Source organism: Opacimonas viscosa, assembly GCF_024199005.1.
In the GTDB taxonomy this organism is placed as follows: Bacteria; Pseudomonadota; Gammaproteobacteria; order Enterobacterales; family Alteromonadaceae; genus Opacimonas; species Opacimonas viscosa.
Map to the genome: position 1 here is coordinate 19,564 of NZ_JANATA010000016.1, position 21,916 is coordinate 41,479.

Annotated in this window: 18 protein-coding genes; 13 read left to right on the forward strand and 5 right to left on the reverse strand. The window is 40.9% G+C overall.

Going from position 1 to position 21,916, the window contains the following annotated elements; genetic code table 11:
- Positions 1-127 precede the first annotated feature (127 nt).
- The 9 genes from NLF92_RS09360 to NLF92_RS09400 all read left to right on the forward strand — a co-directional run bounded on the left by NLF92_RS09360 (position 128) and on the right by NLF92_RS09400 (position 7,083).
- The gene (locus NLF92_RS09360; protein WP_254101157.1) at positions 128-781 is read left to right on the forward strand and encodes a response regulator; all 654 of its coding nucleotides are present in this window, start codon (positions 128-130) and stop codon (positions 779-781) included.
- Entirely contained in the window at positions 778-2,130 is a 1,353-nt protein-coding gene (locus NLF92_RS09365; protein WP_254101159.1) for an ATP-binding protein, read from the forward strand. The genes NLF92_RS09360 and NLF92_RS09365 overlap by 4 nt, the downstream gene beginning before the upstream one ends.
- 1 nt (position 2,131) lies before the next feature.
- Positions 2,132-2,515 carry a cupredoxin domain-containing protein gene (locus NLF92_RS09370; protein WP_254101161.1) on the forward strand — a complete coding sequence of 128 codons (384 nt, stop codon included), beginning with the start codon at positions 2,132-2,134 and terminating at the stop codon, positions 2,513-2,515.
- On the forward strand, positions 2,502-3,269 hold the full coding sequence (locus tag NLF92_RS09375) for a hypothetical protein (protein ID WP_254101163.1): 768 nt from the start codon (positions 2,502-2,504) through the stop codon (positions 3,267-3,269). Before NLF92_RS09370 ends, NLF92_RS09375 begins: the two co-directional genes overlap by 14 nt.
- The gene (locus NLF92_RS09380; RefSeq protein ID WP_254101165.1) at positions 3,266-3,964 is read left to right on the forward strand and encodes a hypothetical protein; all 699 of its coding nucleotides are present in this window, start codon (positions 3,266-3,268) and stop codon (positions 3,962-3,964) included. Before NLF92_RS09375 ends, NLF92_RS09380 begins: the two co-directional genes overlap by 4 nt.
- 125 nt (positions 3,965-4,089) lie before the next feature.
- Positions 4,090-4,590, forward strand: coding sequence for a TlpA family protein disulfide reductase (locus NLF92_RS09385; protein ID WP_254101167.1), 501 nt, complete (start codon positions 4,090-4,092; stop codon positions 4,588-4,590).
- A gap of 35 nt (positions 4,591-4,625) precedes the next feature.
- Positions 4,626-4,850 (forward strand): DUF4266 domain-containing protein, encoded by a 225-nt coding sequence (locus NLF92_RS09390; RefSeq protein WP_254101169.1) that lies wholly within the window; start codon positions 4,626-4,628, stop codon positions 4,848-4,850.
- On the forward strand, positions 4,841-6,178 hold the full coding sequence (locus tag NLF92_RS09395) for a DUF3570 domain-containing protein (RefSeq protein WP_254101171.1): 1,338 nt from the start codon (positions 4,841-4,843) through the stop codon (positions 6,176-6,178). Before NLF92_RS09390 ends, NLF92_RS09395 begins: the two co-directional genes overlap by 10 nt.
- Positions 6,178-7,083 (forward strand): FAD:protein FMN transferase, encoded by a 906-nt coding sequence (locus NLF92_RS09400; protein WP_254101173.1) that lies wholly within the window; start codon positions 6,178-6,180, stop codon positions 7,081-7,083. The genes NLF92_RS09395 and NLF92_RS09400 overlap by 1 nt, the downstream gene beginning before the upstream one ends.
- A 33-nt stretch (positions 7,084-7,116) precedes the next feature.
- Here the strand turns inward: NLF92_RS09400 and NLF92_RS09405 are convergent, their stop codons facing one another.
- The 5 genes from NLF92_RS09405 to NLF92_RS09425 form a co-directional block, all read right to left on the reverse strand.
- On the reverse strand, positions 7,117-10,467 hold the full coding sequence (locus NLF92_RS09405; protein ID WP_254101175.1) for an amidohydrolase family protein: 3,351 nt from the start codon (positions 10,465-10,467) through the stop codon (positions 7,117-7,119).
- Positions 10,468-10,662: 195 nt separating this feature from the next.
- Positions 10,663-12,012: a glutathione-disulfide reductase gene (gene gorA / locus NLF92_RS09410; protein ID WP_254101177.1), complete on the reverse strand. Its 1,350-nt coding sequence runs from the start codon at positions 12,010-12,012 to the stop codon at positions 10,663-10,665.
- A gap of 85 nt (positions 12,013-12,097) precedes the next feature.
- Complete coding sequence (locus NLF92_RS09415; protein WP_254101179.1) at positions 12,098-14,644, reverse strand: HWE histidine kinase domain-containing protein; 2,547 nt, start codon at positions 14,642-14,644, stop codon at positions 12,098-12,100.
- The gene (locus NLF92_RS09420) at positions 14,637-16,826 is read right to left on the reverse strand and encodes a response regulator (protein ID WP_254101181.1); all 2,190 of its coding nucleotides are present in this window, start codon (positions 16,824-16,826) and stop codon (positions 14,637-14,639) included. The genes NLF92_RS09415 and NLF92_RS09420 overlap by 8 nt, the downstream gene beginning before the upstream one ends.
- Position 16,827: 1 nt before the next feature.
- On the reverse strand, positions 16,828-17,400 hold the full coding sequence (locus NLF92_RS09425; RefSeq protein WP_254101183.1) for a biliverdin-producing heme oxygenase: 573 nt from the start codon (positions 17,398-17,400) through the stop codon (positions 16,828-16,830).
- Positions 17,401-17,616: 216 nt separating this feature from the next.
- On the opposite strand from NLF92_RS09425, the gene prlC reads away from it, so the two are divergent.
- From prlC to NLF92_RS09445, 4 genes are all read left to right on the forward strand, one after another.
- Entirely contained in the window at positions 17,617-19,644 is a 2,028-nt protein-coding gene (prlC, locus tag NLF92_RS09430) for an oligopeptidase A (RefSeq protein ID WP_254101185.1), read from the forward strand.
- A 14-nt stretch (positions 19,645-19,658) separates the two neighbouring features.
- Positions 19,659-20,357, forward strand: a complete 699-nt coding sequence (locus NLF92_RS09435; RefSeq protein ID WP_254101187.1) for a DNA-3-methyladenine glycosylase I — start codon at positions 19,659-19,661, stop codon at positions 20,355-20,357.
- Between the two features lie 62 nt (positions 20,358-20,419).
- The gene (gene ubiE, locus NLF92_RS09440; protein WP_254101189.1) at positions 20,420-21,202 is read left to right on the forward strand and encodes a bifunctional demethylmenaquinone methyltransferase/2-methoxy-6-polyprenyl-1,4-benzoquinol methylase UbiE; all 783 of its coding nucleotides are present in this window, start codon (positions 20,420-20,422) and stop codon (positions 21,200-21,202) included.
- Positions 21,203-21,841, forward strand: coding sequence for a ubiquinone biosynthesis accessory factor UbiJ (locus NLF92_RS09445; RefSeq protein ID WP_254101191.1), 639 nt, complete (start codon positions 21,203-21,205; stop codon positions 21,839-21,841). It abuts the gene before it with no gap.
- Positions 21,842-21,916: the final 75 nt, after the last annotated feature.

Below are 21,916 nucleotides of genomic sequence, written 5' to 3' on the forward strand. Positions count from 1 at the left end.
CTTAATTATTAATTAAAATTTTAGAAAAGCCAATTTTTATTACACAACTTAAGTCTTAATTAAGTTTCATTTAAGATAAGCCTGTTAAGATAGGTAGCTGAATAGTTTGCTCCAGATAAAAGACAGTATGCATATTTTATTAGTTGAAGATGAGTTAGAGCTTGCTCGAGGTATACAAACCAGCCTTCGTTTAGGGCATTATGCAGTGAGCCATATTGTGCAAGGCAAAGAGGCGATTTTAGCTGCTGAAAGTGGTGATTGTGATCTCATGGTACTTGATTTGGGCTTACCTGATATGGATGGCTTGGAGGTGCTCAAAGTGATTCGCGCCAAAAAAATTGCATTACCTATTATTATTCTTACTGCACGGGACAATGTTGACGACAAAATAAAAGGTCTAGATGCTGGGGCTGACGATTATCTGGCTAAACCATTTGCAGTGGATGAATTGTTGGCGAGGGTGAGAGTCATTGAGCGTCGTTTGGGCAATGCTCAAACGGCAATTATCACCAAAGATAGCGTCACAATAAATACACAAACCCATACTGTTACAGTGGCGAACTCACCGGTTACTTTAGCTAAAAAAGAGTATATGATTTTACGTGCTCTGTTGGAGCGAATAGGGCATATTATATCAAAAAGCCAGTTGGAATCGGCGCTATATGCATGGGGCGATGAGATTGCAAGTAACACCATAGAGGTGCATATTCACAACTTGAGAAAAAAATTACCCCCGAATTTTATAACCACTATTCGTGGCGTAGGTTATAGCATTCAATGAAAAATGTTGGATTAAAGATGCATGTTATGCAGTCTTTGCGTACCTATCTCACTAAAGTTATTACTGCAATTATGGTGTTGGTTATCAGTGTTGCCGCGTACCAAGCTTATCAAACTAATTTGTCGTATACAGAACAGCGTTATGATGCCGAACTCAAGACACTTGCTCAACTATTACTGTCTGTTGAAATTTCAGCCGTGGCGGAACAAATCACAGTAGACGAGTCGATTTTATATGAGGTTTGGCAGGGGCGAACCAAAATTGCTAGTGCCTTTGCGAACAATGAAAATACAGCTGAATTTCCATTAGGGTTTAGTGAGCAAAATATCGCATTTACCCGCTGGCGTATTTTCCATGTAGCTAATGATAAAGGTAAGCGCGTATTGGTAGGTTTCAATTCAGTTGAACGATTTGCTTATGCAGATGAATTAATCAGTCGCTCTATTGTACCATTTATTGTGGCGGTTCCATTATGTGTGATTGCGTTATTGATAGCAGTGCGCTTCGCAACTCGTCCTTTACGAGAGTTAGAGGAGCAGCTACTCCAAATTGATTTTAAAGCGTTAAAACCAATTCATCTACAGCACTCTTTTCGGGAGTTAACACCCGTTATCAACACCACCAATGGATTGTTAATCAAGTTACATGACAGTTATGCTCGTGAGCAAACCTTTAGCGGAAATGTGGCACATGAGCTAAGGACGCCATTAGCTGTATTGAAAATCAATGTAGAAAATGCAATACAACAATTTCCCGAGACAAAACATGAGTTAGCCCCTTTGGGACATCACATTGATCGTTTGATCAATGTAACCAATCAATTGTTGTTACTTGCTAAGACTCATCCTCAGTGGTACCAAGGCACATTATCTTTACATTCAGTTGTCCCCCAGGTGCAAAGTGTTATTAGTAATATGTACCCCAAATTATTGACCAAGCGACAAGAAATTGAATTTCAATTTGACCCATTACAATGTAATTCTTTACATACTGCCCCTCATTTATTTGATTTGTTGTTGTCTAATTTACTGAATAATGCGCATAAATATACTCAAGAAGCCTCGAAAATAGAGGTTAAGCTCAATACTTTCGATCAGTATATAGAGTTGATTGTGGCTGATTCGGGTGTCTTACTAAACGAGCAAGATATCGCTAAATTAACCAAGAGATTCTATAGAGGTCTTCAAGTGCAGGATTCTGATGGGGCTGGCTTAGGACTTGCCCTTATTCAACAAATAGTAGAAATCCACAATGGTCGTTTGCAGCTGCAAAGAAGTAACTTGGGGGGGTTAGAGGTAAGTATTCAGTTCCCCATAGCGACCCTAAATAGTGGTGCAGAGATAGCATGATATGAAACGAAGATTAGTCCAGTGTTGTCTTATTTTGTGTTGTATACCTGTTTATTCGGTATTTTCAGCAGAAATACACATACATATTGTACTAGAAAATCATCTTTTCAAACCCAGTAAAATTCTTATACCGAAGCACACTAAGGTCATCCTAGATATTCAGAACAATGATCCAGACTATGAAAAGTTTAGTAGTTTTGGCCTCAATAGAGAAAAAGTCCTGTTACCTCAAAGAATCACTCGTATTTATCTAAGCCCACTCCCTAAGGGACGTTATGTATTTACAGGTGATTTCCACCCAGCCAGTGCTAGAGGGGTGGTAATCGTTGGTGAACCACAAATAAACTGTCTAGATAAGTTACAGGAAGGCAATGATGTTTGTTGATAGTATTGTCTTGATGATAGATACACTTTTACCACTATTTTTAGTACAAGTTTACTTTGCTAAAATTAACAAAGTGACTGTCTCCACTCTCACTTATGTACTTCCCAGTTTACTCATAAGCGTCTCGTTAGGTCTGTTCTGTTACCCTTTGTTAGCTAATGCATTTAACGGCTTCGGCATTGAGATAAGTAAAATACTGGGGTTAATTATAGGTTGGGGATTGCTTATGTACTCGGCGAAAACAACACTTGCTCAAAGATATATCAACCTATGTATTTGTCTTATCAGCATAACATGGTTTACCAGCGCTTTAGTTGAGCTCGCTTTGTATCTCAAAGGATATTGGGACTCAGCAACGTTTTTTTACACAACAATATTGGGGTGTGTGGTTGGATTGATGATTGCTTGGTCTGTACATATTTTATTGGAATTAGTCTTAGTAAACAGCGCGGATATTTGGAGCCGTTTGTTAACTGCTTTTTTCTGTGCAGGTTTATTAAGTCAATCCGTCGACTTACTCGCCCAGATAAATATCATTGTCGAATATAAGAACATACACCTGTTAGGTTCACCAGCGACGGATGACTCCATAATCGGCACATTATTCAATATATTTTGGGGCTATAAAAGTACAATAAGCGGTCAGTATGCGCTGGTCTATATCATTGTATTGATAATTTCTTTCAGGTTTTTTTCGAACCCTACCGCTCGCACTGAAACGGTAGTTCATGTCCACAGGGATAAAGAACAATGAAACAATCGATAGGGTTGGTATTCACGCTACTTTTATCATTTCTAACGTATGCAGATGATGTTGTTGATAAGGTTTATCATCCTTATGTACTTCCTTTTGAAAAAGATGTTGAGTGGCGTTTTATGTCACGTCAAAACTCTTCTGGCAATGATTTATTACAACGTGTTGCGTTTGGCCATGCGTTAAGTGAAAATCTAATCTCGGAGGTCTTTATTGTTGGCGAAAGGGATCAAAATGGGGATTTCTCGATGGCTGCTTATGAGCTGGAATTTCGCTGGATGCTAACTGAACAGGGGCAGTATTGGGTGGATTGGGGCATGCTGTTAGAGGTCGAGAAAACCCATAAAAGCAATGAGTGGGAAGCTAGCATTGGTCTATTAAATGAAAAGCAGTGGGATAGGACGAGTCTGACAACCAATTTCATCGTGAAATATTTATGGGGCACAGACCGTTCTCGAAAAAATAATACAGAAGCAGAACTGCGAATGAAATGGCGTTATCGTCTGCGTCCTTCGTTACAGCCGGCGATTGAACTATATACCGACCGAAATTTTTTGGGGCTAGGTCCTAGCTTAATGGGGGAAGCTCGTTTTTCACCACGTCGACGTTTAAAGTGGGAGGTCGCATTTATCTCAGGCTTAAATGGAGACAGCAAAGACCATACTTTACGAGCCGCTTTAGAGTATAAATTCTAAAAACGAAAATATACTTCCTTTATCACTGACTTTTTCAGTATTTCAACACATTATCTGGTTGTTTAAGTTTCTCTTAATATTGCATTGTTATCGTGTTTGTAAATTAACACGATAGATAGAAATTCATGCGCTTTATTTTACTACTTGCCCTTTTAGTTAGTACCGCAAATTTTGCAAACGCTTTCACGCGGTCAAGTGCTGATGAAGCTCCTGACTTTCCAATGACCAACATAAAAATAGACCACAAGGATATTAACGCGTTGAGCGATTTGAGAGGAAAAGTGGTTTATCTCGACTTTTGGGCTTCTTGGTGCGTCCCATGCCGTCGTTCGTTTCCATGGATGAATGCGATGCATAGCAAATATAAGAAAGAAGACTTGGTCATTATCGCTATCAATTTGGATCAAGAGCCTGAGTTAGCCAAACAGTTTTTAGCGGAGCTACCCGCAGCGTTTCATATTGAATATAACCCGAGTGGCTCGATTGCTGAAAAGTATCAATTACTCGGTATGCCTAGTAGCTATCTTATTGATAAAAATGGCGTTATTCGCGTGGCTCATGCTGGTTTTTTCCAAGCGAAGCAAGCCCGCTATGAAGCACAGATTAGTGCGTTACTCGCAGAATAATAACCTAAAATCACTGGATTGATGCAGGAGAAAAGATGAAAAACAAGATGAAATTAGCCTTAATCACGATAGTTGTTAGCCAAGTTGTAGGTTGTGCAAGTTTAGGTGTGCAACCGTGGGAACGTGATTTGTTAGCCAAAGAAGAGATGGCCTTAAATGCTGAAGGTGTTGACTTATCTTTGGATGATCATATTTACTTTAGTAAAGAAGCTACCTCTGGTGGTCGCGGTTTTGCGGGCGGAGGTTGTGGATGCAATTAACTAAAAAAACAAACATTGCAGCTCAACTTGCGACAGCTACTTGTGTACTCCTAGGCTCTGCCCAAACTCATGCAGCGCCGACGACGAGCGGGGAGTGGCAGTTTGATACTGCGATTTTATATTATGGTGAAACGGATCGCGTGAGTTTGGTTGAAGGTGTCGTAAGTGCCACGAAAGACTTTGGTGATGACCATATTTTTAATGGCAAGATTACCTATGATGGTCTGACTGGTGCATCGGCAACAGGGGCTGTCGCACAAGATGCTGTGCAAACTTTCTCACGTCCATCAGGTAAAGGTGGCTACCAGGTAGCTGCGAATACTACACCGCTTGATGATACATTTAGAGATAGCCGAGTGCAGTTAAATGCGAATTGGGCACAACCATTTAGTTCAGGTATTGCCGGCGGTGTAGGTGTGCATATATCTAAAGAATATGATTATTTTTCAGCCGGACTGAATGGCAATTTGTCCTTTGATTTTAATCAAAAAAATACTACTTTATCTGTTGGTTCATCGTTTCAGTATGATCAAATTGATCCGGTAGGAGGTAAACCCATTGGTCTAAGTAGTATGCCAATGCGTCCTTATTCTGATTATGATGACGATGACGAGCAAAGTGAGTCAGAAAACTCTGATGAATTTTACGATAGCGCTTTTACAACTCAGTACCAATCGCGTGAAAAATCTGCGGATAAAAATACATTAGACGTTTTAGTCGGCCTTACTCAAGTATTAAACCGTCGCACGATCATGCAAGTGAATTATGGTTTATCCGTAGCTGATGGTTATTTAAACGATCCATATAAACTACTTAGCGTGGTTGATACCACCGGTGTCACCCAAGACATAGTGTTTGAAGAGCGTCCTGACACACGAACTAAACATAATATATTTTGGCAAACTAAGTATGCGATGAATAATGGTGTAGTGGATGTCAGCTATCGGTATATGCAAGATGATTGGGATATCAAATCGCATACTGTTGAATCACGATTGCGCTTTAATGTTGGTGAAAGTGGTTATCTACAACCGCATTTCCGTTATTATCGCCAAGGAGCAGCAGAGTTTTATCGACCTTTTTTATTAGCAAATGAAGCGTTACCTGAATATGCGAGTGCTGATTACCGTTTGGGTGAAATGACGGCATATACCCTAGGTATCAAGTATGGTCAGAAACGCGCGAACGGGGATGCTTGGGCTGTACGTTTGGAGTATTACCAACAAAATCCCCAAAATGCAGGCTTTGCGGAACCTGAAGCATTACAACAACAAGATTTGTACCCTAGTATAAAAGCTATGGTTTTACAGTTTAATTATTCTTTCTAATGCCTGTTGAGCTTACGATCGAGCAAAAAAATGGTCACATCGCTGGCCGTTTTTTTGCTATGGCATCTGATTGTGAAATTTTGGTTGATAGTACTGACAAGAGAATCGCTGGTCAGATTATTGAAAGTTTGTATACCGAATGTTTGAGGATTGAAAAAAAGTATTCAAGATATCGTACAGATAATATTGTTTATCAAATCAATCATGCACAAAGTGCAAGAGTGGATATCGATACAGAAACATATCAATTACTGAATTTGGCAAAAACGTGTTATGAGTTGAGTGAAGGATATTTTGACATTACTTCAGGTATCTTGGGCAAGGTTTGGTCTTTTGACGGCTCAGATTGTCTCGCGGATAAAAAAGACGTCGAGGAATTATTGAGTTTAGTCGGTTTTAGTAAGCTAAATTTCGATCAAACATCGATCACGATCCCAGCAGGTATGGCACTAGATTTTGGTGGAATAGCCAAAGAATATGCGGTTGATAGGTGTGCCAATAAGGCTTTAGCGTTGGCACCTGAAATATCTGTTTTGGTCAATTATGGAGGAGATATTGCGGTCTCAAGGCCGAGGCTGCATTCTGCATATTGGCAGGTCGGCGTGGCGCACCCCGACCCACAAAAAGACACGGATGTATTAGTGCAAATAGCTCAAGGCGGTCTCGCGACAAGTGGTGATGCGAATCGTTTTTTATTAAAAGATGGTGTACGTTACTCTCATGTACTGGATCCTAAAACAGGTCAGCCAATCATCGATGCACCTGCTTCTGTTACGGTAGCAGGAGATAATTGTACTCAGGCTGGTTTACTGTCAACTATGGCTCTATTACAAGGAAAAAATGCAGAACGCTTTTTAGTTGAACAAACGGTTAAACATTGGTGCATTAGACTAAGCCATTTGTGACTTAGTCTAATGATCAATTATCCCCATGGACGTTTAATGACTCCAGTGGAAGTGCTCCGCTTTTTCATGAACGGCTTTTTCAGTTGCTTCTGGCATAAATGCCCCATTTGCTGCTTTGAAGAAGAAGGGTTCAGCAGTAAAATCACCATTGAGTTCAGTCATACTATCAGACGCAAATAAACGTCCATTGATCATGGTATGTGTGACATATTCACTGCGTTTTAGATCACTGAGTACAGCGCCGTCAATCACTGCAATATCAGCAATTTTACCTACTTCAATACTGCCAATTTGCGCATCCATTCCTAATGATATCGCACCATCGATTGTTGCACCTCGGAGTGCTTCCCAAGGCGTAAATCCTCCTTGATGCATAATCCACATTTCCCAATGGGCAGCTAAACCTTCACGTTGGCCATGTGGGCCGATATGTACACGAACACCTTTATCACGTAATGACTTGGCATATTCGGCAACAGAGAAGTGGTTGTATTGTTCATCTGGTGCGGTTGGACGACGGACTGAACGGCGGTCCAAGAGCGTATGTGGGGTATAACGTAATAAACGTTCATTTTCCCAAACATTCGTTCTGTCATACCAGTATTCCTCTCCCATTAACCCCCCATACGATACAACAAATGTTGGGGTATAACCGACATCCGTAGCCGACCACAGTTGTGATACATCATCGTAACCTCGAGCAATCGGTAAGGAGTGCTCTAACACCGTATGCCCATCAACGATCATACTCATATTTTGTTGGAATTTACCGCCGCCCTCAGGCATCACCATCATACCCAGCTCTTTAGCAGCTTTGAGTACCCATTGACGCTGGTCACGACGCGGCTGGTTATAAGATTTAACTGAAATGGCGCCCTGTTCTTTTAAGCGTTTAACATGAAAATATGCATCATCGTAATCATTGATAATCGCTTTGTAACCGATCCCCTCGGCCCCGTACAAGATAGTTCCTGTCGAGTAAACCCGAGGCCCGACACGCTCACCGGCACGTTGTAACTCCGCTGCAGCAAAGACTTCGGTAGTGTCATTTGAAGGGTCATGAATCGTAGTCACACCAAACGCTAAGTTAGAGAACTGGATCCAGTTTTGCTCAGGAATAATTTCATTTCGACCTTGTGAACCATGGGCATGTGCATCGACCAAACCAGGCACAATCGTTTTACCGCTGACATCTAAGACATAAGCACCTTCAGGAATAGTAATGGCATCTGCAGGGCCTACTGCTTCAATAATATTGTCTTTGACTAAGACGACGGCGTTGGTCAGTACTTCTTGTTTGTTGTCTGCATCGCGCATGGTCACAACTGTTCCGCCAACGAGGGCTGTGTAACCAGAGGCTTTTTTGCTGTTGACGCTAAAGCTCAAGTTCAGGCCTTGGGTAATCGGTTCGGCATTGGTAGCATCAGAGCTGCCTAAGTTAGCTACAAAAGCAAATGCCTCTGCTAAGCTTTGTTCATATACAGCAGGGCCATGTGACCAGGTTAAAGAGGCATTATCAGGTGCCCAATTGAGATATTCTCCTGCGTTCGCTGATAATTGCGTGACAGGTAAAGAAGCCATATTGGGTCCAATAGTGATGCGTTTACCATTTTCGACAAATGGAATCACATAGGTGTTGTACTGATAAACAAAAGCCAACCATTTTTTATCATGCGACAAACGGTATTCACTGACTTTGTCAGCCCCATAAGCATGAGCTCTGCGTTCTTTGCCTGCTAAGTCCACACTGACCAACTCTGTTTCGGTGTATGGCGTTCCTGAGACATAAGCAGTGAAATAAACGCGCTCATTACTGCCAGCAAAATGCGGTTGCATACCAGAAGGACTAATACGTTCGCTCGTCTTATTTTTCACATTGAGCACATAGATACCTGGTTCGGTTGAGTTTTTAGGATCCAGTAAGTACCCTCCGGTAAATTTGCGATAGGTGATTAACGAACCATCAGGTGAGAAGGCAGGTTCAATATAATGACCGGCCGTTTGTGTTAATATTTCGCTTTTTCCGGAACGTACAGACGCTTGGCGAACATGACCTAACTCTTGGTCATCCCAAGTCGTATAAACAATAGATTTCCCATCATTAGAAAAACGCGGATAATACTCGTCATGTTCATTTTGCTTCGTCAAACGCTTGGTTTTACCAGATTTTAGGTCGCGTATATATAGTTTGCCTAATGCTTGGAACAATGCTTTTTTACCGTCAGGAGATTTTTGGGCCCAACGAATCATTTTGACATCGAATTTATCAGGAGCAACATCATAAGCAGAGCGTGCTGCTTTTGCGTGTTGTACTTTCGTCGTCAACGCAATATCAAGTGTTTGCAAAGATTGGTCTGCCACATTGATTTTATGTAACTTACCACCAGTCCAAAATACGATGTGTTGGCTATCAGACGTCCAATCAAAGTAAGAAAAATATCCTTCGGTACCAAAACCTTCCTGCATGTCGCGTTCGAGGCCAGTAAAGATTGGTTTTTCTAAACCTGTCTCTAGGTCTTTAATAAATAACGCCGTTTTTTCGCGAATTCGACGTACAAACGCTAAATGCTTACCATCTGGAGATGGCGTTGGCACAACTGCACCACCTACGCCAGATACAAAACGTTCAGTTTCTCCAGTTTCGCGGTCCATACGGGTAATTGCAAACGTACCTTTTAGAGGGTCACGGTTGTATGAGAAGCGAAAACCACTGGTGACGTCTTGGGTAAAATATATGTATTTACCATCTGGTGAAAATGCAGGGTCTGAAATGTTTTTTTGGTCTTTTTTACCGTTTTTGCGTTTTTGGATTTGTAAACCATCACCACCTGAAATGTGGTACATCCATATCTCACCCGCTGGAATACTCCGGCTAGACATAATACCCTTAGTCACCATGATGTACTGACCATCAGCTGTCCATCTTGGGGCATGGATTAGGTTGTTGTTTTCATCAGTGACCTGACGAAGTTCTGTGCCGTCAGCTTTCATAACCCAGACGTTGGATAAACCATCGCGGTCAGAAATAAAAGCAATATGCTGTCCATCAGGGCTGTACTGAGGTTGAATATTCCAAGCGTAGTCTTGTGTCAGAGGGGTTGCAGTTCCACCATCGGCAGATACCGTAAATATATCGCCCAAGGCATCAAATACAATAGTCTTATCGTCAGGCGAAATATCTAAGCTCGCCCAAGTTAGTTCATTGGTTTCAATGGTAACGGTTTCACGTTCATAAGGTGGGTTCAATACATCCCACTCGGTGTAATCTGGAGTCGTTATATTTTGTTGTTCTTTTTCTGCTGCGGCATTAACTGGCTGGGTACTCAAAGCTAAGGTCGTTGCTAAGCCAATGACGTTCAGAAAATGCTTGGTGTTTTTATGCATATTGTTATTCCAAGATACGGGTGTGTTGTCGTTCTTGCATATTACTCAAAGAGATAACAAAGCACAATTGGCAGGGACAAAATTTGACGGTGGGGTCTAAGGAACTCACCAGAAATTATGTGGTATAAAAAAGCCTCTACATATATAAATGTAGAGGCTAGTCAGTATTATTTGTTTAATACGGGCTGTCTGGCATCAGGTTAAGGTGACAAATTCCTCACCTGATGTTGGGTGGATAGCGACGCACGCATCAAAATCAGCCTTAGTTGCGCCCATTTTTATTGCGACACCAAAGCCTTGCAGAATTTCATCCATGCCATGACCAATACCGTGTATACCCACTACTTTTTGGTCCGTTCCCACACAGATGAGTTTCATTTTAGTCAGCTGACGATGACTAGTTAAAGCTGTATACATAGCGCCAAAGCTAGAATTGTAAACTGTTACGTTTTCTGCACCATACTCCGCTTCTGCTTCTGGCTGACTTAAGCCCATTGTACCGATAGGCGGGTGCGAGAAGACGACCGTTGGGATTAATGAGTAATCCATTTTGGCATCATGTTGACCATTGAATAAACGTTCACTGAGCAAGCGACCTGCTTTCACTGCAACAGGAGTCAGATCAACTTTACCAATATTATCACCCACGGCGTAAATACCAGAAGCAGTCGTGTTTTGTTGTTCATCGACTGAGATGAAGCCACGCTCAGTTAAGTTGACATCCGTATTATCTAAACCAATCGTATGCGTTGCAGGAGCACGACCAATGGCCCAAACTAAAGCGTCTGCAGCAAGAGTAGTACCGGTGTCTAAAGTGATATGTAAGGTACCTGCATGGTCTTTTTCAACGTGAGTGACATTACTATGTGTAATTAATTCAGGGCCATGTTGTGCCATCATTTCAACGAGACTCTCTGATAGCATGGGGTCAAAGTTACGCAATGGTTTGTCTGTACGTATAATCAGTTTTGTTTCGCTACCTAATGCGCTCATTACACCAGCCAATTCAACACCAATATAACCCGCACCCACAACGACGACACGTTTTGGCTGCTCTGCTAGGTCAAAGAAACCGTCAGACGTGATCCCGTGCTCAGCACCAGGAATGTCAGGAATGATAGGATAACCACCAGTGGCTATGGTGATGTGTGGCGCAGTAATTTGTTCACCATTAACTTCGATGATATGGTTACTGATAAAGCGTCCAAAACCGTTAATAACAGTGATTCCATTACCACCTAAAACGCGGTCATACGACTGGTGGATGCGGTCGATGTATGCATTACGCGACTCGACTAATTTGGCCCAAGAAAATGCATTAACCGAAACGTCAAACCCATAATCCGGAGCGTATAGATGAATGGCTTCGGCAACTTGAGCGCCAAACCACATTGCTTTTTTGGGGACACAGCCCACGTTGACGCAGGTGCCGCCAATCGCTTTAGCTTCAATTAAAGCCACTTTTTTGCCGTGCTTGGCCGCTCTATTCGCTGAAGCTATACCGCCACTACCACCGCCGAGACAAATGTAATCAAATTCTTGCATCACTATTCCTGTAGACTAAAAGATAGGATTAGTTTGACTCAAACAAACTAAAAATGAAATACAATTTAGCTATGTATCTCACATTTTAATGAGAGACTAGATTTGCTAGCGCATTGACTAAATCCGTTTTTTTCATAGGTTTACTCAAAACGGGGATGTCACTCAGATCTATGTCTAACAAAGTATCTAAATTTTTATAGCCAGTAATAAAAATAATAGGGATACCTTTGGTTTGGCACTTTTTCGCAATCTCTATGCTAGTACTGCCACCTAAATTAATATCCAATACCGCAAAAGAAACTGATTTTTGGTCTAGTATGTCACTGGCGCTGATTGAATTTGAGCAAATATTGATATTCTTTGCTGATAAATCTTGCATGGTTTCCTCGATATCTAGGGCAATAATCATATTGTCTTCTAAGATTAACACTTCCTTTAATAACGATATTGGTATGCTATTTTTTGGGGTTTTGATAAGTTGTACTTTGGGATTGGTTGTTTCAGTTCGCTTGTAGATATATTTTTGTGGCACTTTCAATAATACATGCAAACCGTCGATGCCAAATTCAACAGTCGATTCACCATTAAGATCAAAAGGGATCGAGCGACCGATAATCACAGAACCAAACCCTTTTTTGGTTGGCGTTTTACATGCAAAACCAGATTCTTTCCAAGAAATGACCAAGTCTTGGCTGTCTGAAATTGTCCAGCTAATATTCACTTTTCCCCCAGGTGCATTTAACCCCCCATACTTGACCGCATTTGTCACTAATTCATGGATAACTAATGTCAGGGTCGTGTATGCTTTAGGCAGTAGGTCAATATTCTCACCATCCATTGTTACCCTTGACGAATTCTCGTCTGTGTAAGCTTGAATCTCAGTAGTTATTAACTTTTGTAAAGGTGCATGAGACCAATTTTTTTCAGTTAGATGATTTTGTGCAACAGATATTGAATCAATCCGACCACCAAGGATAGTTTTGAATTCAGCAACAGACTTCGAACCTTTTGCGGTCTTACTCACGACAGAATTAATCAAACCCAAGATGTTTCTCACCCGATGATTGAGTTCATGGATTAACATGTCTTGTTGTTGCTGTGATTCCAGTGCCAAGCGCTGTCGTTCATCGATGTTGCGAATAATTATCTCGAGTAACATCTGTTTAATTAATCTCGCTAAACCAATTTCTTTTTCTAACCAAGGTTTTGAGTATCCTTTGCGAACTTCTTGCCAGGCTGCAAAACTTTTTCGTGGTGTGAGTCGACTACCATTGGGTCCATAAGTAACTGGTTTCTCCGGGTTACCAGCCCATTTGACCGAAATATGCTCTTCTTTGCGCAGGAAAATGAGGAAGTCTCTTGGGCTTCTCGATATTGGTATTGCGAGCATGCCACCAAAACGTTCACCAACAGTGACCTCTTCTTTTAAAAATTTACGTAGGTTATCGGTACAGATAATGTCATTTGGCGAGATGGAGTTAATACAAGCGATCAGTAAATGAATATCTTCTTGGGCAATACTAGCACCATGTGTGGTCATTTTACCGTCGACCCAAAGCAATACAGTCTCGCAGGGAATGAGTTTGTAAAAGTCTTTGATATACGGTGATAAATTAGAAAAGACGCTTTGTTCACTATCCAAAGCGGCCATCATCTTGAGATGTAAGTTTTGCGCTACATCTGTATCGACGTAGGAACTATTGCGAAGCTTCGACGTAAGTTCTAACGAGAAAACCTCGCCAAATACTTCAATGATGGAGCGCATTTCTAAGGAGACATAATTACTTTTGTTATCATGGCATGCAAACAGTCCCCATAATTCTCCATTGACAATGACACTTAATGAAAAACTGGCATTTACCCCCATATTAGTGAGGTATTCTATGTGTATTGGTGAAACTGCACGTAACGAACTCATAGATAAATCGAGTTGATTTTCTGACATAGTGGGATTTGACAAAATAGGGACTACATCGGAATTAACATTTTCAATTTGCCTGGTGAGATTTCTTAAATATAGTTTACGAGCTTGTTTCGGTATATCAGACGCTGGGTAGCGTAAACCATAAAAAGAATCCATAGATGATTTAATGGTTTCAGCAATAACTTCACCTGAACCATCATTGTGGAATCGATAGAGCATGATTCTGCCAAAGCCAGTCAGCTTAGCAACTGTCTCTGTAGCCTCAACGAAAAAAGATTCAAGTGAATAAGTTCGTGAAAGATTTCGTAATGCGGTACGCATGTTAGAAAGTGAATTATGATGTACGAGAGCTTGATGATATTCGAATTCAATGACGATTATCATATTGGATAAATGCATACTTACATCGTATAGTACTTCATCACCAAAAAGCTCAATACCAAAAATACGCTCAGTTTGATCAGGTTTATCTAGCCGTGTCAGTGTTTCCTTAATCTCATTAAAACTCTCATGACTGAACAAACTAGCAGCTTGCGAACCTAGGATTTTGCTGACTGGTTGACTCAGGAACTTATCTAAATTTGCCGATGCATGCTGGCATTGCCAATCATAACCAAAGGCTAAGAGAGCACCATAATTCTGGATGTTACCTAAAAGATGAATGGGTTCTCTGTCGCAATTGGTGAGGTCAACTTGTGCATTATCCATGTCTATGATCCCTTATAGGTAAAGTGGGTTTATGTTGATATACCATTGTGTTTTCTTCCTTTAATCGCAACAATATTTTCTGTATGTCGAGGGCCGTGAAATTTAGTGGTAAGCAATGCACTTTTTCATTAGATTTATCTAAGTAAATTTTTTGACCTGCATTTACCAATATTATGGGCGTTTTTTGGCGTTTGACTGAGTACTCATGCATGAATGCTGAAATAGGGAGTTGACTGTCGTTGATATCAACCAAAAGCAGATCAAAGGCTTCAACTTGACAATGATAAATAATGCTTTGTGGAGCATAAAAATATGATATTAAGACATTTTTTTGTTGAGAAAAATATCTATTTAGTTTGTATATCGTCTTGTTATCAATACTATGTATGAGTATCTTGATAGTCTTTTGTTGATTGAAAAACTGTGCTAAATCCATATTCTGGACATGGTCAGATGGGTATTTTGCATCTTCGAAATACGCCAACAAAAGGCTGTGTAAGTCTGCTTTGTTCAATGGTTTTGCAAATAAAGTCTGCATACCGACTTGTTTACATTTTTCTAAATGCTCTATTTCTGTTGTAGCACTTAGTCCGTAAATGACTGTGTTAGGTTGTTGCTCCAAGATTTTTTGAGTGGCTTCCAAACCATCCATGATAGGCATCATTAAATCCATCCAGATGACGTCATAATCATTTTGCTGCGCAAAATCGACAGCCTCTTGACCGTTATTAGCCACATCAATCTTTGTTATACCGACTTCATGCAACATTTCTGAAAGCACGAGTTGGTTAATTTCATTGTCATCGACAACCAGCATTGCGCTGTCATGCTCTGCGGTGCATTCTTTTAATAACGTTAAATAATCAATTTGGGGATGAGAGTTGCTTAAGTGTTGCACCACAACATCAGCATCGTTCAGGATGTTGTGTAAAACGCTAGCAGAGAAATAACCATAGTGATAATGCAAATGAATATCTGAAAATTGCTGCTCAATCGCTTTAGTATCTATATCCAGTAGGATATGGATAGATGAAATAGCCATACTACGCACTCTAGGTATAAGTTTGGTCAACTGGTTTTCTGTAAAACCTTGGATAATGAGCAAATCTACTGGTAGTGTTAAATCATCGATGGCTTCACTTTCTAAATATTCAGAATCAATACTCCAAAATGCTAAGAAATTGATGATATTTTCAGTAGTAACCGACTTTGGTGATAATAAGACGATTTTTTTATGGTCTTTCATTTCGACTGTAGGGATATGTAATTTTGAGGTTGTGTCGGCGGTTAATGAAAAACTAAACTGACTCCCAACACCTACTTTTGAAGTGATTGAGAGAGAAGAGCGCATTGATTTGAGCAATGTTAAACAAATATTCAAACCCAGCCCTGCACCTTTAATTCGGTTCTCCTGTATCTCACTTACCTGATAATAAGGTTGTGTAAGGAAAGGGAGGTTTTCTTCAGGAATACCGGTGCCGGTATCCGTAATCATGAACGTTATTTTGCAGGCAGTGTCATCTAGGGGGCTTTCTTTGAGCCACAGTGTCACTTCTCCAGAGTCAGTAAATTTGATTGCATTAGACAGTAAATTTGTGAGGATTTGGTTTATTTTGTTTCTATCGAGAAAATAAATCTTATTATAAATGGACGGTTCAATAAAAAGTGATAATTGAATATTTTTGAGATAGCAATTGGTAGAGTAGAGTTGAACCAGTTCTTCAGACAATTGAGAAAGATCGAGCGGTTCTTTTTCTACGGTAATATCGCTATCGTCCGGTCGGTTTAATTCAATAACGCCAGAGATAACCTCCAGTAAAGCCTTTGAACCAATTTTTAGCTTGTCTAAGTATACCTGCCCAGATTCACTGAGTTTCTCTTTTCCCAATAATTCGATTAAGCCATTGATACCATGTAAAGGGGTGCGTAAATCATGGCTAATTTTACTGATAAAGAATTGTTTTCTTTTGCTTATTTGATTGATATTTTCAACTTGGAGCGCGTGAGTAGCTAAATCTGTAAGGTACTTTTTGTGCCTAGTCAGAGAGAAATAAATGCATAACGCAATGATGCAAAGTAAACCGCTCAAATACCCCCAGTGCATTAGTTGCATCGGGGTATTGGAAAATAATAACACCGAGATAATAACTAGACAGGTATATAAAAATATAATTTTTTTCACGTTATGCCGCGCAGTTTGGAAATTTGGTATTAAGTATAAAGTTAAGCATATCAAATCCTTTTTGAGCACTTTTGATACACATAGATTGTTCTTTAGGTGAGCAAACCAAGGTATTTATCAGTTGCATGTTGTGCATAAAGTTTTCTCTGGTTGCAGAGCCATAAATGGAGTAGTAGTGAGTAATATCATCACGTTTTAGGGTTTTGGCTACTTTAGGTCCAAGTATCTGTCCGCCCAGCGTGGCACCTTCAATCACATAAATGAAGCCTAGTTTTTCCGCGAGATTCACTTCTCTCATGGCGACTTTAGCAGGTGCGTCACCGGTAAATGGGCAGATGTTTTGTAAATCACGTAATAAATTCGGATGTTTTGGTTGCATCCGCAGACCAAGTGCTAATACATCGTTGGTATAAACGATGTGTTCTATCGCTCTGTGCCAATCATATAAACACACCAAGGCATCTCGGTATTCGCTGAGTGTTAGGGTATTAGACATTAACTTGCTGAGTAATGCGTGCTGATCTATAGCTCGATGCATGTGTTGTGTTTCATCTTTGAGTCTGTGGCTTAACATTGGACCTCGCTAATTTTAAAGGGGCAATTTAAGATTAGAACAAGCAATTGTTTTTTCCATATTAATGTCGATTTTGTGTTGATAATTTTGCCACAATTGTAAAATCATCAAGCAATGTACTGATAAGTATACAGCGGTGTAATTTTTACAACGGCTAACTTGTAATTTTAGTAAATGGCACAACTTATTAAAAATAGGATAAATTTTGAGGTACGTATGAATAAATGGAACACAAGCGACGGTTTACCCATGTTTTCGGAGATACAGCCAGAAGACATCAAACCCACTATCGCAGCGGCAATTGCAGAATGTAAAACTGTGATTGACAAAGTTGTTGCAGCCAAAGCATCTTCTTTTGCTGATTTGGTGCAGGCGATTGATGAAGTGGATACTGAACTCAGTAATTTGTGGTCACCAGTATCACATATGAATTCTGTGGTCAGTAATGATGAATTACGCGAAGCGCATGATGCTTGTTTGCCTTTATTATCCGAATACGGCACGTGGGTTGGTCAAAACCAGGGTTTGTACAAATGTTATCAGGCACTGGCGGATAGCGCTGAATTTACGAGCTTAACCACAGCACAACAAAAAGTCGTGACCAATGCATTACGTGATTTTACATTGTCAGGCGTAGCCTTACCTGCTGAACAAAAAGCACAATATGCCAAAATTCAAGCTCGTATGTCAGAGTTATCGAGTACCTTTTCGAATCAAGTGCTCGATGCAACGATGGCGTTTCAAAAGCACATCACGGATGAAAAGCTGTTAGCGGGATTGCCTGAGTCAGCCAAAGCAGCTGCAGCACAAACAGCACAACAAAAAGAACTTGCTGGTTGGGTATTTACACTTGATATACCGAGTTATTTACCTGTTATGATGTATGCCGATAATGCTGAGTTAAGAGAAGAGTTATACACCGCGTATGTGACGCGCGCCTCTGAGGTCGGTCCTAATGCTGGTGAGTTTGATAACACTGCGATCATCCAAGAAACCTTACAATTGCGTAAAGAAATCTCTAGTCTGCTTGGTTTTGCGCATTATGCCGAGCGTTCATTAGCCACGAAAATGGCGCAAACACCAGAGCAAGTGATTGGTTTCTTAACTGATTTAGCTCAGAAGTCCACCCCCCAAGCTAAAGCTGATTTTGCTGAAGTAGCAGCCTTTGCCCAAGAGCATTATGGTAAAGAGAGTCTCAATGCATGGGATGTTGCATATTACTCAGAAAAATTAAAGCAAGATAAGTATGCGATCAGCGATGAAGAATTGCGTCCTTATTTCCCTGAGACTCAAGTTGTACCTGGACTGTTTAAGGTAGTCGAAAAGTTATATGGTTTGACGATTACGCAACGTACCGATGTTGATGTATGGCATGAAGATGTGAAGTTTTATGACATCCATGATGCTGCAGGTGAACTGCGCGGTAGTTTTTATCTAGATTTGTATGCGCGCGAGAAAAAGCGTGGCGGGGCATGGATGGATGAGTGTCGGGTACGTCGCACGAGAGTAGATGGCACATTACAGTATCCAGTTGCGTATTTGACATGTAACTTTTCGGGTCCAGTCGATGGCAAGCCCGCGTGTTTTACGCATGATGAGGTCGTGACCTTATTTCATGAGTTTGGTCATGGGATTCATCATATGTTGACCAAGATCGATGTGGCAGGGGTGTCGGGTATCAATGGCGTGGCATGGGATGCGGTAGAACTACCCAGTCAGTTCTTGGAAAACTGGTGCTGGCAACCAGAAGCATTGGCGTTTATCTCCGGTCATGTCACAACGGGTGAGTCGTTACCCAAAGATTTACTCGATAAAATGTTGGCAGCGAAAAATTTCCAGTCAGCTATGCAAATGTTACGTCAGCTAGAATTCAGTCTATTTGATTTTAAATTACATATGGCTGCACCAGATGTAGATGTGCAAAGTTTTATTGATGAGATTCGAGAAACGACAGCCGTCGTTAAACCACCAGAGTTTAATCGTTTCCAAAATAGTTTTGGTCATATTTTTGCCGGTGGTTATGCCGCAGGATATTATAGTTATAAATGGGCGGAAGTATTATCAGCAGATGCGTTTGGCGCTTTTGAACAAAATGGCATTTTTGATCGTACTACTGGAGAGAAATTTTTAACGAACATCTTAGAAATGGGCGGTAGTCGAGAGCCAATGGAATTATTTGTTGCGTTCCAAGGAAGAGAACCGACAGTGGATGCACTGTTACGACACTCGGGGATTGCTGCTTAACCGATAGGTAAGCCATGACCATAGAAACCTATGCGCACTTAGAACAGCGTGCGATCAAAAGAAAAGGCTCAAGAGCAATGCTCGAGAGCCTTTTAAGTAAGCCTCTTACGGCGGCAGAAATCAAAGCCATTCCAGATGACCGCTGGTTAGCGGAGTTTACCAAAAAAGTCTTCCAATCAGGTTTCGTGTGGCGTGTTGTACGCAACAAATGGCCTGATTTTGAGGACGTTTTTTTTGGTTTTGCAATCGAAAAAATACTAATGATGCCGGATGAAATGCTTGAGCAAAAAGCCACAAATCCAGCGATTATTCGAAACTTAAATAAAGTCAGAACCATTCGAGATAATGCCTACATGATTTCTGACATCCAAGACTCACATGGCTCTTTTGGTAACTTTGTAGCTAGCTGGGATCCACTTGATATCACTGGATTGTGGGAGTTTTTAAAGAAAAACGGTAAGCGTTTGGGCGGGAATACCGGGCCATATGCATTGCGTTATTTAGGTGTGGATACATTTTTGTTGTCCAAAGACGTCGAAGACTATTTTACCCAACACGGGATTATTACTGGCTCTGCACGTTCCAAACGCAGTCTCAAAGCCATTCAGGATGCCTTTATTGAATGGCAGAGACAATCTGGACGCTCTTTTACCGAGTTGAGCCAAATAGTAGCATTGAGCTGCGGTGATAATTACATGGGTTTACAGCGGTAAAACTATAAAATCACCATGAATTTGGTTACAATTGCCTTAAGCATCTATTTGAGTAAATAAACATGGAAAAGCAAACGCAAACACTTAATGCCCCGGATATTGAAAACGGTAAAACGCACTTCGGTTTTAAACAAGTGGATGCGCAGGACAAAGAATCCATGGTCGCTGACGTTTTTCACAATGTTGCCGCCAAATACGATATTATGAATGACGTGATGTCTTTGGGTATTCATCGAATTTGGAAGCGTTTTACAATCGATAGTGCAGGTGCCCGTAAAGGTCAGCAAGTACTAGATTTGGCTGGTGGAACAGGCGATCTTACGGCAAAGTTTTCGCGTATTGTTGGTCCAACAGGTCGTGTCACCTTATCCGATATCAACCCATCCATGCTCGAGGTAGGCAAAGACAAGCTGCGCGATATGGGGTTGGTACAAAATATCGATTATGTTGAGGCGAATGCCGAAGAACTTCCTTTCCCTGATAATCAGTTCGATATTGTGACGATGGCATTTGGTTTACGCAATGTCACTAACAAATCTAAAGCCTTAGCATCTATTTATCGTGTCTTAAAGCCAGGTGGTCGTTTGTTAGTGCTGGAGTTTTCTAAACCAACTAGTGAAGGCCTTAGTAAAATTTATGACGCGTATTCTTTTCATTTATTACCAAAGATGGGCAAGTTAGTGGCTAACGATGAAGAAAGTTATCGTTATCTCGCAGAATCGATTCGCATGCACCCTGATCAAGAAACATTAAAAAGCATGATGGAAGACGTAGGATTTGAAAATACAACATACACCAACATGACCGGTGGCATTGTAGCACTTCACAAAGGGTATAAGTTTTAAATGCCACTGCGTCAGTTAGCGGCGGCACTCCTTGAACAAGGGTCGAATACTTTACTCAAGCTCGACCCGGAGCACCTACATCTGCTTAAACCTTTGACTGGTCAATCACTGCAGTTGGTTATCACACCTATCCAATGGCCTCTAGTATTGTATTTCTCGGCAACGCAAATTGATATTTCTTTGCCTGAGCAACAGTTGGCAGAAGACGCAGTAGATTGTACAGTAGTCGTGGCTTTATCTGCACTAGACCAAATTCGTGACACCAACAATCTGACCAAACTCATCAAAGCTGATAAATTAGATTTGCAAGGGGATTTGAAAGTCCTGCAAAACCTATCCGCCTTATTATCCGAGCTTGATTTAGATCTTGAGAAAATCCTGACAACATATTTGGGACATACTCCTGCTCAGTACACTTTAGCGTTTGCTGAGAAAGCTAAAACGATGGGAGAGTATTGGTTTGATCAGGCACAAGTAACAGTAGCAGAAGCCTTGGTCGAAGAAAAAAAACTCGTCGCTTCTGCTATGCGGATTGCTTTGTATTGTGAGGATGTCACTCAAGTAAGATATCAACTCGACCGAGTTGAAGCTCGTATTGCGCTTTTAGAAAGGCAGGCGGCACAGCAGGTAGAAAAGTAGTCACAAAGTGAGTAAATTCGTAGAATATTGGGTTCGTTGTTTATCACTAATTATGATTGATTAAAGGTATATAGC